The 14387-nt window shown below is 67.1% G+C and carries 10 protein-coding genes and 1 tRNA gene; 4 read left to right on the forward strand and 7 right to left on the reverse strand.

Translation table 11 applies throughout. The features are described from left to right. Positions 1–148: 148 nt before the first annotated feature. Complete coding sequence (locus AC1MDG_RS03500; protein ID WP_479807589.1) at positions 149–1606, reverse strand: dihydrolipoyl dehydrogenase family protein; 1458 nt, start codon at positions 1604–1606, stop codon at positions 149–151. Between the two features lie 173 nt (positions 1607–1779). On the opposite strand from AC1MDG_RS03500, the gene AC1MDG_RS03505 reads away from it, so the two are divergent. Beyond that, positions 1780–2508, forward strand: a complete 729-nt coding sequence (locus AC1MDG_RS03505) for a FadR/GntR family transcriptional regulator (protein WP_479807591.1) — start codon at positions 1780–1782, stop codon at positions 2506–2508. A 149-nt stretch (positions 2509–2657) separates the two neighbouring features. On the opposite strand, the gene AC1MDG_RS03510 is transcribed toward AC1MDG_RS03505, so the two are convergent. After that, a tRNA-Arg gene (locus AC1MDG_RS03510) sits at positions 2658–2731 on the reverse strand. A 278-nt stretch (positions 2732–3009) separates the two neighbouring features. Here AC1MDG_RS03510 and AC1MDG_RS03515 point away from each other — a divergent pair. Then, positions 3010–4842, forward strand: a complete 1833-nt coding sequence (locus tag AC1MDG_RS03515) for a phosphoenolpyruvate carboxykinase (GTP) (RefSeq protein ID WP_043478217.1) — start codon at positions 3010–3012, stop codon at positions 4840–4842. 195 nt (positions 4843–5037) lie between these two features. Here the strand turns inward: AC1MDG_RS03515 and AC1MDG_RS03520 are convergent, their stop codons facing one another. The 4 genes from AC1MDG_RS03520 to AC1MDG_RS03535 form a co-directional block, all read right to left on the reverse strand. Then, entirely contained in the window at positions 5038–6198 is a 1161-nt protein-coding gene (locus AC1MDG_RS03520; RefSeq protein ID WP_043478246.1) for a globin domain-containing protein, read from the reverse strand. A 194-nt stretch (positions 6199–6392) separates the two neighbouring features. Further along, positions 6393–6842: an RrF2 family transcriptional regulator gene (locus tag AC1MDG_RS03525; protein ID WP_479807593.1), complete on the reverse strand. Its 450-nt coding sequence runs from the start codon at positions 6840–6842 to the stop codon at positions 6393–6395. Positions 6843–6862: 20 nt separating this feature from the next. Beyond that, on the reverse strand, positions 6863–7333 hold the full coding sequence (locus AC1MDG_RS03530) for a hypothetical protein (RefSeq protein ID WP_479807595.1): 471 nt from the start codon (positions 7331–7333) through the stop codon (positions 6863–6865). Between the two features lie 9 nt (positions 7334–7342). Next, entirely contained in the window at positions 7343–8761 is a 1419-nt protein-coding gene (locus AC1MDG_RS03535; RefSeq protein ID WP_479807597.1) for a phosphomannomutase/phosphoglucomutase, read from the reverse strand. Between the two features lie 200 nt (positions 8762–8961). On the opposite strand from AC1MDG_RS03535, the gene AC1MDG_RS03540 reads away from it, so the two are divergent. After that, complete coding sequence (locus AC1MDG_RS03540) at positions 8962–11151, forward strand: RecQ family ATP-dependent DNA helicase (protein WP_479807599.1); 2190 nt, start codon at positions 8962–8964, stop codon at positions 11149–11151. Positions 11152–11245: 94 nt separating this feature from the next. Then, complete coding sequence (locus tag AC1MDG_RS03545) at positions 11246–12691, forward strand: MFS transporter (protein ID WP_479807601.1); 1446 nt, start codon at positions 11246–11248, stop codon at positions 12689–12691. 30 nt (positions 12692–12721) lie between these two features. On the opposite strand, the gene AC1MDG_RS03550 is transcribed toward AC1MDG_RS03545, so the two are convergent. Beyond that, entirely contained in the window at positions 12722–14326 is a 1605-nt protein-coding gene (locus AC1MDG_RS03550) for a phytoene desaturase family protein (RefSeq protein WP_479807603.1), read from the reverse strand. Positions 14327–14387: the final 61 nt, after the last annotated feature.

A 14387-nucleotide genomic window follows, 5' to 3' on the forward strand; every position in this document is an offset into this window, starting at 1 on the left:
AGTGGGTGTCTGCATCAAGGCTAACTAAACTGACCAGTCAGTTCAAATAGAGCTGGCGGGATGTGAGCAACCAGTCAGCGCGAATGGACACTTGAGGCCCCTGACCAGCGTGGATCGGGGGCCTCAAGTGTCCGTTCGCGCTGTTGTATCAGAGGCCGTACTCCTCGAGCAGCCGCAACCACACCTCGCTGATGGTGGGATAGGACGGCACGGCGTGCCACAGTCGGTCCAGGGGCACCTGGCCCACCACGGCAATGGTGGCGGCGTGGAGGAGTTCGGCCACGTCCGGTCCCGCGAACGTGGCCCCGAGAAGCACCTTACGGTCCTCGTCCACCACCAGCTGGGCCCAGCCCTCGTAGTGCTCGGAATGCAGCGAGGACCCCGCCACGCTGATGGGAAGCTCCACTGAGGACGCGTTGTAGCCGTCTTTTTGTGCCTGCTCCACCGACCGCCCCACGCTGGCCAGCTCGGGATCGGTGAACACCACGTTGGGCACGGCGTGGTCGTTGGCCGTCTGCGCGAAGCGGCTCCAGGGCTCCGGCACCCCGTCCAGCTCGCCTTTGGCCCGCGCCGCGATAGCGTCTCCGGTGGCGCGCGCGGAGTACTTGCCTTGATGCGTCAGCATGACCTTGCCGGCGGCATCCCCCACCGCGTACAGCCAACCGCCGCTGCCGACGTCGTCCAGGCCCTCAACCAGGCCGGTGGTATCCGTGCGAAGGGGCGGCACCTTGCCATCGGCGGCGCCAAGTCCCACGGTTTCCAGGGCCAGCCCGTCCAGCGCGGGATGGCGCCCGGTTGCCACGAGCAGCCGTTCGGCCCTGATGCTGTCGCCGTCGGCCAGGCTTATGCTGAACGAGCCGTCCTCGTTTCTGCTGACCCGCTCCGTCGCGGTGTCGAGGCGGACGTCCACGCCGTCAGCCCGGAGACCGGCCAGCACCAGCTTCGCCGCATCCTTCGGGTACATGCTGAGCAGGCCGCCGCGCGCTACGAGCGTCACGGCCGAACCCAGGCGGGCAAAGGCCTGGGCCAGCTCAGTGCCGGCAACCCCGCCGCCGAGGACCGCCAGGCTGCGCGGAACGCTGCGGGCGGATGTGGCCTCGCGGGTGGTCCAGTAGTCCAGTCCCGCCAGTCCCGCGACCGGCGGCGCCGAGGGGGCCGACCCGGTGGAAAGTACGACGGCGTGCCTCGCCGAGAGCAGGTAGGTGACGCCGTCCTGCCCGGCTACTTCGACGGCCCGCGGTCCGGTGAGGCGGCCGCGGCCGCGGATCAGTTCGATTCCTGTGTCCTCCACCCATTTGACCTGGCCGTCATCCTGCCAGTTGGACGTGAAGTAATCCCTGCGTTTCAGGACTGCGGAGGCATCCAGGGTACGTGTGACCGCCTCCTCGGCGCCGGGGACCGTTTGCGCGCCGTGGAGGGCGGTCCCGGGGCGGAGCAGGGCTTTGGACGGCATGCAGGCCCAGTAGGAGCACTCGCCGCCCACCAGCTCCGCCTCAACCAGCACCGCGGTGAGGCCGCCCTGGACCACGCGGTCCGCGACGTTTTCCCCCACGGCTCCGGCACCGATCACAATGACATCGAATTCGCGTTCAACTCTGGGCGTCATGGCACCAGACTACGCCCGGCTGCGGTGCCGGCCGGCGCGATGAAAGCCACGGGGATGGCGCCGCGAAGCGGGTCCGTGCGGGGCGCGGGAACTTAACAGAAGGTGGGACATCCAATATTGTTTGCTGTGACCCACTCCGCATGGTGGTTCAGAACACTCGGTTAGGGGAACCCATGACTACTTCAGGCTTCGCTTCGCAGGCGCGGTTCAGCGCGCAGGCGCGGCTCCGTGCCCTTCAGGCGGACATCATGGACCTCATCCTCGAGCGTGACCTTGAAGCCGGTGATCCGCTCCCCACGGAGAACGAACTGGCCCTCGCCCTGGGTGTGGGACGCAATACCCTCCGTGAGTCACTCAAGGTCCTCCAGGCGCTTGGCGTTGTTGAAATCCGGCACGGATTCGGCATGTTCGTGGCGCCCAGCAACTTTGACGCCCTGACCGACGGCCTGACCTTCCGGGGCAGGCTGTCGCTGCGGCACAAGGGCGGGGAGGCCCTGGAGCTGGTGGACGTCAGGCAGGCGCTTGAGTCGGGCCTGATCGGGAGCGCCATGGACACCATGACGTCCGGCCAGCTGGCGGCGGTTGAGGAGTCCGTGATCCGGATGGAGGAGCTGGCTGCCGCGGGGGAGACGTTTGTGGAAGCTGACTCGGAGTTCCACCGGCGCCTGTTCGAACCACTCAACAACACGCTGCTGATCAGCTTGCTCGCCGTTTTCTGGAAGGTGTACCGGCAGATCCACCTGGAAGTTGGCGGCGGCACCGAGGACCTCACGGAAACGGCCGCCGTCCACCGCCGCATCTACGAAGCCGTGGCGCAGGGGGACAGGTCGCTGGCCGCGGAACGGCTCAACCACCATTTCGACGGCATCCGCAACCGCATCACCGACGCAATAAACGAGTAGGCCGCAGGGCCGCTGGCGGTCAGCCAGGGGCGGGACCGCCTGGCTGACCGTCCAGGGCGTCAGGCCCAGGCCCTTTTGGCCCGGCGGACGAAACAAACTGAAACAAAAAAGATCCACACCGGCGAACCGGTGCGGATCTTTTGTCTCTGTGCGCCCAAAGGGATTCGAACCCCTGACCTTCTGTTCCGTAGACAGACGCTCTATCCAGCTGAGCTATGGGCGCATTCTCGGCTCCGGGAGTTTTTCGTTCACCCCCGAACCTCGAATTACTTTACGCGAGTTGCCCCGGAGTTCCAAATCGAAACGCCTGTAATGTGCGCGACTAGACCGGTCTATGTGACCTTACTCACAAAAAGGGCCCATTTGGTATATGCAGTTCCTTGATTTTCCGCGGTTTTTGCTTTTTAGGCCCCCGGACATCCCACGTCTGACTCAAAATTTTCAGTGGTCTAGAGCCCTAGCATTTAGGACACACCACTGACCCCGAGGAAGGGAACCGCAATGGGCGATCTCGCACGACTGCCGCTGCTTGAGAAAGCACCCACCACACATGCTGGCCTGCTGGCATGGGTCGAAGAGGTTGCAGAACTTACCCAGCCCGACCGAATCCACTGGGTTGACGGTACGGAAGAGGAATACACCCGGCTCACTGACGAACTCGTCGAAGCCGGAACGCTCACCAGGCTGAACCCGGAGCTGTTCCCGAACTCCTTCGCTGCCTTCTCCGATCCCGCGGACGTGGCGCGCGTTGAAGAGCAGACCTTCATCTGCTCCGAGAACGAGCGCGACGCCGGCTTCACCAACAACTGGATGGCACCGGCCGAGATGAAGCAGAAGCTTCGCGGCCTGTTCTCCGGCTCCATGCGCGGCCGCACCATGTACGTGATCCCGTTCGTCATGGGCCACCTCGACGCGGAAGATCCCAAGTTCGGTGTGGAAATCACCGACAGCGCCTACGTTGTGGCCTCCATGCGCATCATGGCCAATATCGGCACCGAGGTGCTGGATAAGATCACCGCAACGAACGCGTTCTTCGTTCCCGCCCTGCACTCCCTCGGCGCGCCGCTTGCCCCCGGCCAGGCCGACGTCGCATGGCCGTGCAACACGGACAAGTGGATTGTCCACTTCCCGGAGGAGCGCTCCATCTGGTCCTTCGGCTCCGGCTACGGCGGCAACGCCCTCCTGGGCAAGAAGTGCTACGCGCTGCGCATCGCCTCCGTGATGGCACGGGATGAGGGCTGGCTTGCAGAGCACATGCTCATCCTCAAGCTCACCTCCCCGGAGAAGAAGTCGTACTACATGTCCGCCGCCTTCCCCTCGGCCTGCGGCAAAACCAACCTCGCCCTGCTCGATCCGACCATCGAAGGCTGGGAAGTCGAAACCCTCGGTGACGACATCACCTGGATGCGGATCGGCAAGGAAGGCGAACTGCGCGCCACCAACCCGGAGGCCGGCCTGTTCGGCGTCGCCCCGGGCACCGGCTGGGGCACCAACCCCAACGCCATGCGCGCCATCGCCAAGGGCCACAGCATCTTCACCAACGTCGCCCTCACGGACGACGGCGGCGTCTGGTGGGAGGGTATGACCGAGGAAACCCCGGCGCACCTGACCGACTGGCAGGGCAACTCCTGGACTCCGGATTCGGACAAGCCGGCCGCCCACCCGAACTCCCGCTTCTGCACGCCGATCTCGCAGATCGACATGCTGGCCGAGGAGTACTACAGCCCCGAAGGCGTGGAGCTTTCAGCAATCCTCTTCGGCGGACGCCGCAAGACCACGGTTCCCCTGGTAACGCAGGCCCGCAGCTGGACCAACGGCATTTTCATGGGTTCCACGCTCTCCTCCGAGACCACGGCTGCGGCTGCAGGCCAGGTCGGCGTGCTGCGCCGCGACCCGATGGCCATGCTGCCCTTCATCGGCTACGACGCAGGCGACTACCTGAAGCACTGGATCAGCGTCTCAGGCAAGGCCAACCCGGAGCGCCTGCCGCACATCTTCCTGGTCAACTGGTTCCGGCGCACGGCCGACGGCGACTTTGCCTGGCCCGGGTTCGGCGACAACGCCCGTGTCCTCAAGTGGGCCATCGAGCGTCTCGAGGGCAAGGCTGACGCCATTGAGACCCCGATCGGCTTCGTGCCGGCGGGCCACTCGCTGGACCTCACCGGCCTGGACCTGACCCACGCCCACGTGGAGGACGCTGTCCGCGTCGACCGCGAGGAATGGGACGCCGAGCTGGCCTCCATCGAGGAGTGGTACGCGAAGTTCGGAGACTCCCTGCCCGACGCCCTGCGCGCCGAGCTCGAAGCCTTGAAGGAACGCATGGCTGAGCACTAGCAGCGAGCTGGTAACAGGCATAACGACGGCGGCGCCGCACCTTTTCGAAAAGGTGCGGCGCCGCCGTCGTACGTTGCGCGAACGGACACTTGAGCCCCGGAAACGCGAACGGCCACTTGAGCCCCCCGAAACGCGAACGGCCACTTGAGCCCCGGGGCTTAAGTGTCCGTTCGCGCTTCTGCGGTCGGCTGGAGGTCAGCTGGCGAGCCAGATATCGGGGCCGAAGACTTCGTAGTGGATCTTGGTGGCGGGGATGCCGGCGTTGATGGCTTCGTTGCGGATGTGCTTCATGAACGGAAGCGGCCCACAGAGGTACAGCGACGCGTTGGCGGGCAGGTCCACCTCGCGCAGTGACATGAAGCCGGCGTTGGCACCGGCCTGCGGTTCTTCCAGCCAGAGCTGGAGGTCGGCACCCTCGAGGCGTTCGACGTCGTCCGTCATCTGCCCGCGCAGCGCCCAGCTGTCCAGCGTGCTTTCCGCGTGGAGCACCAGAACCCTGCGGTCGGATCCGGCCTCGGCGAGGGACCGGAGGATGGAGGCGGTGGGGGTGCAGCCGATGCCGGCGGAGGCCAGGACCACGGGACCGTCGCCCTCCTTGAGCGTGATTTCGCCGTACGGGTTGGAGATCTCCAGGATGTCGCCCACTTCGACGCCGTTGTGCAGCACCGGGGACACCTCTCCGCCGTCGTCCAGCTTGGTGGTGAAGGTGCGGCTGGTGCCGGCGTCGTCGGAGAGGGAGTACTGGCGCACCTGGCGCAGGCCGTCCGGGAGCTGGACCTTGACGCTGACGTACTGGCCCGGGAGGGCGGGGGTGATGGGAGTGTCGTCGGCGGGCTCCAGGGTGAAGGTCATGGCGCCGGTGCCGGCCGGTGTCTTGGCGGCAACGCGCCACGGGGTCCACATCTTGTCGTTGGCCTGGACGGCGTAGAGACCTTTCTCAATCTTGATGAGAGCGTCGGCCATGAGCCAGTAGACCTCGGTCCACGCTTCCGCGATCTCCGGCGTGATGACCTCGGCCAGATCCTCTGCAATGGCTGCGAAGAGGTGCTCGTAGACAACCTGGTACTGGGGTTCGGTGATCCCCAGGGAAGCGTGCTTGTGGGCGATCCGGGAGAGCACGGTCTCCGGCAGGGTGCCGGGGTTGTTCACCAGGTGGGTGGCGAAAGCCGCGATGCTTCCGGCCAGGGCCTGCTGCTGGTTGCCCGACCGCTGGTTGGAGCGGCTGAACAGTCCGTCCAGCAGTTCCGGGTGGGCGCCAAAGAGGCGGGCGTAAAACTTGGGGGTGATTTCGCCGATCCGGGAACCGACCAGCGGCAGGGTGGCCTCGATGACGGGGCGGGATTTGTCCGAGAGCATGTGTACTCCTGAGGTAAGGGCCCGGGGTCTTCGGCCGGACCGCGATAAATACATGTATCTGAAATACGAGTATTCGTACCTAAGTTCTACACGTCGTAGAAAAGATTTCCAAATCGGAGTTTCAGGCCTCCGGAGGTTACGGAAATTCGCAGGGAATCCGGGGCCGGGACGCCGGTGAATCCGGGCTCGCGGACCTAGAGCCCGGGCCGGAGTCCGATCGCCTGGAAGACCGGTGCCATCTGGCGCGAGCCCGGAAGGGTGGACACCACGATGTCGTCGAGCTCCCGGTAAAAGGCTTCCCGCGCCCGCGCAAGGGCGCCGCGGAGCCGGCACTCGTTGATGAGCGGGCAGTCGCCATTCAGGGAGTGGCAGTCGGCCGGATCGGTCCGGGTGTTCAGCTGCCGCAGGAGCTGACCCACGGTGGCCCGGCGGCCGGCCTCGTTGAGCCGGGAGCCGCCGTTGCGGCCCCGTTCGACGTCGATCACGCCGAGTTCGCGAAGCCTGGCCATCGCCTTGCTGACATGGTTGTAGGGGGTGCCGACGGCGTCGGCGATGCTCTGCGTGGTGAGGAGGTTGCCGTCGGGTGCGGCCGCCAGCACCATCATGGCGCGCAGGCTCACATCAGCGAAGGCATTGATCTTCATGTCAGCAACCCACTGGAGGTCTAGTCCACCCAGATGGAGGGCTCGTTGGAATCAGCTGCCAGCTGCCCGAACTCCCATTCATGGGACTCGGCATGGGGTTCGTACGGCAGCACGGCTGCGAAAACGGATCCGTCACGGTGCTCGGCCGCGACATGGATGGCGTCCGTGTCCTCTTCCAGCAGGGTGATGTCGCAGACCACGGCGGCGGCACGGAAGTCGTCCCGGTTCTGCCGGAGCAGCTCGGTGAGGTCCCTGATCATCGCGTCGGCATCGAAGCCGCCCTCCGAGCCGTCCTCTGCGTCAGCCGGGGTGACGGCGACGAGGCGGACCTCGCCGTCGTTCTCCACTACGAGGGCGAAGGGCAGGAAGCCGCCGTTGCGCCCGAGCTGCTCCTGGGCAGCGCCGACGCCGGTGCCCAGCAGGTTCTCGAGGTCCGTAGCCGTTGCTTCGGGCACCGAGTCCCGCCAGGACGTTCCGGAGAGTTCAGTCATGCGGGCGGCCTAGCCGTTGACCAGGGCCAGCACGCGGTCGCGGATGCGTTCCATGGTGGCCCGGTCCGTGGCTTCGGCGTTCAGGCGGAGGAACGGTTCGGTGTTGGAAGGACGCAGGTTGAACCACCAGCTGCCGTCGCGGGCCGTGAAGGTGCTGCCGTCCAGCAGGTCGATATCCATGTCTTCGCCGGCAAAATCTGCGCGGACCCGCTCCACTGCGCCCGCCTTGTCTTCAATTTCGGAGTTGATTTCCCCGGAAGAGACGTACGGCTCGTACTCGTGGCCGAGTTCGGACAACGGGCGGTCCTGTTCGCCAAGGGCGGCCAGGACATGCATTGCGGCCAGCATGCCGGTGTCTGCATTCCAGAAATCGCGGAAGTAGAAGTGCGCTGAGTGCTCGCCGCCGAAGACGGCGCCCTCTTCGGCCATCTCGGCCTTGATGAACGAGTGGCCGACGCGCGTGCGTACCGCGCGGCCGCCGTCGTGCGCCACAAGTTCCGGGACGGCCTTGGAGGTCAGCAGGTTGTGGATGATGGTGGGTGTTTCCTCGCCCTGCGCCTTGGCGCGGGCGATCTCGCGGCGGGCCACCATTGCAGTGATAGCCGACGGGGACACCGGGTTGCCCTTTTCGTCGATAACGAAGCAGCGGTCGGCGTCGCCGTCGAACGCCAGCCCGATGTCCGCACCGTGTTCGACGACGGCGGACTGCAGGTCCAGCAGGTTTTCCGGCTCGAGGGGGTTGGCCGGGTGGTTCGGGAAAGAACCGTCCAGCTCGAAGTAGAGGGGGACGATGTCCAGCGGCAGCTTGGGCAGGAGGGCATCGCCGAGGACTGCAGGGGTGGTCAGGCCGGCCATGCCGTTGCCGGCGTCGACAACCACCTTCAGCGGGCGTGAGCCCCCGAGGTCCACCAGCGTCCGGAGGTATTCGGCATAGTCCTTCAGGACATCGTGGACTCCGATGAGGCCGCGCGTGCCGGCGGCCGGGATGGATCCGGCGTGGAGGTAGTCCTCCGCGCGGGCCTGGATTTCCTTCAGGCCCGATTCCGACGAGATGGGCTGGGCGCCGGCCTTGGACATCTTGATGCCGTTGTACTCGGCGGGATTGTGGCTGGCAGTGAACGTTGCGCCGGCCGCGTTGAGCGCACCGCAGGCGTAGTAGAGCTCGTCCGTGGAAATGAGGTCCAGCAGCTGTACGTTGGCTCCGCGGGTGGCGGCGCCGTTGGCGAATGCCTTGCTGAACTCGGGGGAGGAAGGGCGCATGTCACCGCCCACCAGGACGGTCTGGCCCTCGAGCTTCAGGACGTCCACGAATGCGGCGCCTACGGCTTCGACGATTTCGGCGGTAATGGACTCGCCCACAATGCCACGAACGTCGTAGGCCTTGAACGATGCCGAAAGGTCAAAAGTCTTTGTCTGGTCGCTAGTCACGCGTTCCATCTTACGTGGAAGCGCCAAACGGCTGTGGAGGAGTGGTTGCGTTACGTGGGCGGCGCGCCGGGCAGGGCGGCGGCAGGGCGGGGGCGCGGGCTTCGGCTGCGCGGAGCCCGGGCGGTGGCAGGGAGCCCGGCTGTCCACATGGCCGGGCTCAAGGCTTCGCGGCTGTCAGAGGGGGCTGGGATACTGAATCAATGGTCAATAACCAGAATGCTGCTGTCCTTTCCGCTACCGCTGACCTCCCCGCGGGTGAAAAGGGGACCCATCACCAGGCTTTGGAGGTGCTGCGGGAGCTGGTGGGGCATCCGGAGGCCAGTTTCCATGACGGCCAGTTCGAGGCCATTGAGGCACTGGTCGACGGCGGCCGCCGCGCCCTGGTGGTCCAGCGGACCGGCTGGGGAAAGTCCGCCGTGTACTTTGTGGCATCGCTGCTGCTCCGGCGCCGCGGTGCCGGCCCCACACTGATCGTCTCGCCGCTGCTGGCGCTGATGCGGGACCAGGTGGCGGCAGCCGCCAGGGCGGGGGTGCGCGCCGTGGCCATCAACTCCGCCAACCAGCTCGAGTGGGACACGGTCCGCGAGCAGCTGGCCGCGGACGAGGTGGACGTGCTGCTCGTGTCCCCGGAACGGCTCACCAACCCGTCCTTCCGGGAGAACCAGCTTCCGGAGCTGATCCGCCGCACGGGTCTCCTGGTGATTGACGAGGCACACTGCATCTCCGACTGGGGCCATGACTTCCGTCCCGACTACCGGCGCATCGCGGACCTCATCACCCAGCTGCCGGACACCGTGCCGGTGCTGGCCACCACCGCCACCGCCAACTCCCGGGTGGTCCATGACATCGAGGAACAGCTGGGCGACGGTGTGCTGACCATCCGCGGGGCCCTGGGCCGTGAATCGCTCCGGCTCGGCGTGCTGCGCCTGCAGGACTCCCGCGACCGGCTGGGCTGGCTGCTGACCCATCTGGCGGACCTGCCCGGCAGCGGCATCATCTACACCCTGACAGTGTCCGCCGCCGAGGACACCGCGCGACTGCTTGCCGAGGCCGGCCATGAGGTCCTCGCCTACACCGGCAGGACGGACCCCGCGGACCGGGAGCGCGCGGAGCAGCTGCTCAAGGACAACCAGGTCAAGGCGCTGGTGGCCACCTCGGCACTGGGCATGGGCTTCGATAAACCCGACCTGGGCTTCGTGGTGCACCTCGGGGCCCCGTCATCGCCCGTGGCGTACTACCAGCAGGTGGGACGTGCCGGGCGTGGCGCGGCCAACGCGGACGTCCTGCTGCTGCCCGGTTCCGAGGACCGTGACATCTGGCAGTACTTTGCCACGGCCTCCATGCCGTCGGAGGAAAAGGCAGCCGCAGTCCTGACCGCGCTGGCCGAGGCCGGCACCGCCGTGTCAACTGTGGCCCTCGAGGCCCGCGTGGACCTGCGCCGCACACCGCTGGAACTGCTGCTCAAGGTCCTGTCGGTGGACGGCGCGGTAGAACGGGTAGGCGGCGGCTGGCGCTCCACCGGCCAGCCCTGGACCTACGACGCCGAGCGGTACACCCGCATTGCCGAGGCCCGAGTGGACGAGCAGGATTCCATGGTCATCTACCAGGACACGGCAGGCTGCCGGATGGAGTACATCACCTCGGTCCTCGACGATGAAACAGCCCGTGCCTGCGGCCGCTGCGACAACTGCGCCGGACGATGGTTCCCGGCGGACATCTCTTCTTCGGCCACGGAGGCAGCCGGGCAGACGCTCAGCCGCGCCGGCGTGGCACTGGAACCGCGGCTGCAGTGGCCCAGCGGCATGGACCGGCTCGGCGTGCCCGTCAAGGGCAAGATCAAGCCGGATGAAAGCCTCGCCGAAGGACGGGTGCTGGCCCGCCTGACTGACCTTGGCTGGGGCGGCGCGCTGCGGGAAATCTTCGCTTCCGGTGGCGCCGACCGCGAGGTGGATCCCGCCATGCTCCAGGCCTGCGTGCAGGTGCTCCGCGAATGGGGCACCGGAAACGGGCGAACACCCGGCTGGAGCGGGGCCGGGCGTCCTGCAGCTATTGTCAGCATCCCGTCTCGCAGCAAGCCCGCCCTGGTCGATTCCCTGGCGCGTGGCATTTCCGGCATTGGCCGCATACCGTACCTGGGCCAGCTGCAGCTGGAGCACGGCGGACCCACCGGCGGGCGTGGAGGCAACAGTGCCTACCGGCTGGCCGGAGTGTGGGACCGGCTGGTGGTGGGGCCGGAGCTGGAAGCTGCCATGGCCGGCATCCAGGGGCAGAGCATCATGCTCGTGGACGATCTCACGGACAGCCGCTGGACGATGACAGTGGCCGGCCGGGCGCTGCGCCGCGCCGGGGCGGGAGCCGTGCTTCCCCTCGTGCTGGGACAGGCGGGATAAGGACCCTGCGGCCCCTCCGCGTAAGGGGCGGACTTATTCTGGCACCGCGCCTGGCACGCCTATAGGATCGGCGAATGAGTCCAGGCCAGGAGCCATGAGCGAATCCCAGAGCAGCGCCGCTTCGACGGTCCGGCAGGAATGGCAGCCCCGTCTGGCCCTGCTGGTGGCTGCCACCTTCTTTATGGAATTCCTGGACGGCACGGTGCTGACCACGGCCATCCCCAGCATCGCGGGAGATTTCGCCGTGGCTCCGGCGGACGTCAACATCACCATGACGGCCTACCTTATGACGGTGGCCATGGGCATTCCGGTCAGCGGGTGGCTCGCGGAGCGCGTGGGTGCCCGCCGCGTCTTCTGCGCCGCCATCGCCGTTTTCACGATTGCCTCCCTGCTGTGCGCGCTGAGCCAGGACCTCACGATGCTCACGGTCAGCCGCGTCCTGCAGGGCGCGGGCGGCGCGATGATGGTGCCGGTCGGGACGCTGGTGGTGCTGCGCAGGACACCGAAGGAGGACCTGCTCCGGGCCACGGCCTACCTTGTGTGGCCCGGACTGCTGGCTCCGGTCCTTGCGCCGCTGGTGGGCGGAGCGCTGACCACGTTCCTGTCGTGGCACTGGATCTTCCTGATCAACGTTCCGTTGGGCCTGGCCGCGTTCATAGCAGCACTTCGCCTTGTTCCACAGGGTGCCGGGGACCAGTCCCGGCGCCTTGACTGGGTGGGGCTGGTGCTGACAACGGCCGGCGTGGGCGCGCTTGTGGTGGGGCTCGAACTGGCCACGGCGCACCCCTCCGGGCCCTTCGGGGCGATCAGCGTGGCCGCCGGTTTCGTATCCATCGCCGGTGCGGTTCTGTGGCTGCGGCGCACCAGCAACCCGCTCTTCCAGTTGAATGTCTTTGGCACCCGGACGTTCCGGGCAACATCCACCGGCGGGTTCGTGTACCGCCTGACCATCAGCGCGGTTCCCTTCCTGCTGCCACTGATGTTCCAGGACGGTTTTGGCTGGGATCCGCTGCACGCCGGCGCCATGGTGGCGGCGGTCTTCATCGGCAACATCGGCATCAAACCGGCAACCACGCCGCTCATCCGCAGGTTCGGCTTCAAGCCCGTTCTCGTCTTCGCCTCGCTCGCCTCGGCTGCCACTTTTGCCTTGTGCGCCCTGCTGGACGCCGGAACCCCGGGACCGCTGATCTTCGCACTGCTGGTCTGCAGCGGCGCCTTCCGCTCCATTGGTTTTTCGGCCTACGCCTCGATCCAGTACGCCGACATCGTGCCGGCGCAGTTGCCGTCTGCCAACGCCATTTCGGCAACCCTGGTCCAGCTGGCGGCCGGTGCGGGCATCGCCGTCGGCGCCCTGTTCCTCCGGCTCTTTGCCGCCCCCGGCGCTTTCGGCGCCGACCCCGTTGCGCCCTACCGCGGGGCATTCCTGGCCATCACTGTGCTGATGCTGCTCAGCGCCGCTGACAGCCTGGCGTTGCACCCGCAGGCGGGCGCCGAGGTCAGCCGCGGGCGTTCGGCGGCGCCGAAGGCCGCAAACCCCTAGCGTGCCGGGCCGTCCGGGCCCCGGTGGCGCCTAGGACTCCAGCACCGCCATGGCAGCATTGTGGCCGCCTATGGCGCTCACCGCCCCGCCGCGCCGCGCTCCGGAGCCGCACAGCAGGATCCGGGGATCGTCGGTGGCCACGCCCCAGCGCCGGGCGGGTGTGTCCAGCGGGTCATCGTCCTCCGCGAAAGGCCAGTCGAGTCCGCCGTGGAAGATGTTGCCGCGCGGCATGCCCACGGCGCGCTGGATATCCAGCGTGGTTTTCGTTTCAATGCACGGGGTCCCGCCGGCACCGGTCAGCAGCAGGTCCTCGATGGGCTCCGCCAGCACCGAGTTGAGGGACTTCACGACGGCGGCCTGCAGCCGCGCCCGCATGGCCTCGTTGTTCTCCGCAGTGATGAGCCTGTCCGGCACATGCAGTCCGAAGACGGTCAGGGTGTGGGCGCCGGAAGCCTGCAGTTCCGGTGAGAGGATGCTGGGATCGGTCAGCGAATGGCAGTAGATTTCGCAGGGCAGCGGGTCCGGAACCGTTCCCTGTTCGGCGGCCAGGTAGGCGTCGTCCAGCTGGGTCCAGGTCTCGTTGATGTGGAAGGTGCCGCCGAAAGCGGCCTCCGGGCTGATGCTGCGGTCCAGTAACCGCGGAAGGCGTTTCAGCAGGAGGTTCACCTTGACCTGGGAGCCCTCGCGCCGGTGGTTGGGGTTCGAGGCCTCGCCCGCCCCGCCGCGCAGCCCGTCCAGCCCCCGAAGCCTGTCCAGGACTGCGGGCGCGACGTTGGACAGCACCCACTCAGCGGATGCGGAACGTTCCAGGCCCTCGTGGCGGTAGCCCACCGAGCCGCCGGGCAGGATGCCCGTGACTTCGGCGGACGTCAGGATGGTGGCGCCGGCCTCACGGGCGGCCCGCTCCAGTTCACCGGAAACGGCACCCATACCGCCGATGGGTACGTCCCAGTCGCCGGTTCCGCCGCCCAGGAGGTGGTACAGGAAGCAGATGTTCTGCTGCAGGTCCGCGCTGCCCGCCCGGGCAAACGTGCCGATCAGGGCATCCGTCAGCACCACGCCGCGCACCAGGTCGCTGTGCAGCCCGCGGGTGATGGCTTCGCCGACGGGCCGTTCGGTCACTGACTCCCACACTTCGCCAGCGCCGGCAGCCTCAGCGAGTTGCCTGGCCTCGGAACGGGTGGGCAGCGGCAACGTCATGGTGGGCCACAGCGCACCGGTGAGCTTTCGGCACTCTGCATAGAACCGTTCAAAGGCCGCGGCCTCGGTGGGCGGTGCACCTACTGAAGCAAAGGACGCCGCCGTGGCCGCCGCGTCCCCGTTGTCGATCAGGAGGCCGCGGCCGGGGCTGGCCGGTTCCGGCGTGTACGAGGAGTAGCGGCGGCGTGCCAGCCGGATGCGCAGTCCCAGGTCGTCAATGATTTCCTGCGGCAGCAGGCTCACCAGATAGGAGTACCGCGACAGCCGGGCGTCCACGCCGTCGAACGCCTGGGTGGATACGGCCGCGCCGCCGGCGTGGTCAAGCTTTTCCAGCAGCAGCACGTCCCGGCCTGCCCTGGCCAGATAGGCCGCAGCCGCCAGACCGTTGTGTCCGCCACCGACAATGACTACGTCATGATTGCTGCTGCCCGCCATGGGCCCATCCTGCCACCCGGTCCAGGGCGCAAGGCCGAAGAAACGCAAAAGGCCCCGGTCC

The sequence above is a fragment of the Arthrobacter sp. AIWTK1 genome, assembly GCF_056680535.1.

Coding starts and splice junctions, on each gene's coding strand:
- AC1MDG_RS03545 (WP_479807601.1), top strand. CDS start 11,246: ATGAGCGAATCCCAGAGCAGCGCCGCTTCGACGGTCCGGCAGGAATGG.
- AC1MDG_RS03525 (WP_479807593.1), bottom strand. CDS start 6,842: ATGAAGATCAATGCCTTCGCTGATGTGAGCCTGCGCGCCATGATGGTG.
- AC1MDG_RS03540 (WP_479807599.1), top strand. CDS start 8,962: ATGGTCAATAACCAGAATGCTGCTGTCCTTTCCGCTACCGCTGACCTC.
- AC1MDG_RS03515 (WP_043478217.1), top strand. CDS start 3,010: ATGGGCGATCTCGCACGACTGCCGCTGCTTGAGAAAGCACCCACCACA.
- AC1MDG_RS03505 (WP_479807591.1), top strand. CDS start 1,780: ATGACTACTTCAGGCTTCGCTTCGCAGGCGCGGTTCAGCGCGCAGGCG.
- AC1MDG_RS03550 (WP_479807603.1), bottom strand. CDS start 14,326: ATGGCGGGCAGCAGCAATCATGACGTAGTCATTGTCGGTGGCGGACAC.
- AC1MDG_RS03500 (WP_479807589.1), bottom strand. CDS start 1,606: ATGACGCCCAGAGTTGAACGCGAATTCGATGTCATTGTGATCGGTGCC.
- AC1MDG_RS03530 (WP_479807595.1), bottom strand. CDS start 7,333: ATGACTGAACTCTCCGGAACGTCCTGGCGGGACTCGGTGCCCGAAGCA.
- AC1MDG_RS03520 (WP_043478246.1), bottom strand. CDS start 6,198: ATGCTCTCGGACAAATCCCGCCCCGTCATCGAGGCCACCCTGCCGCTG.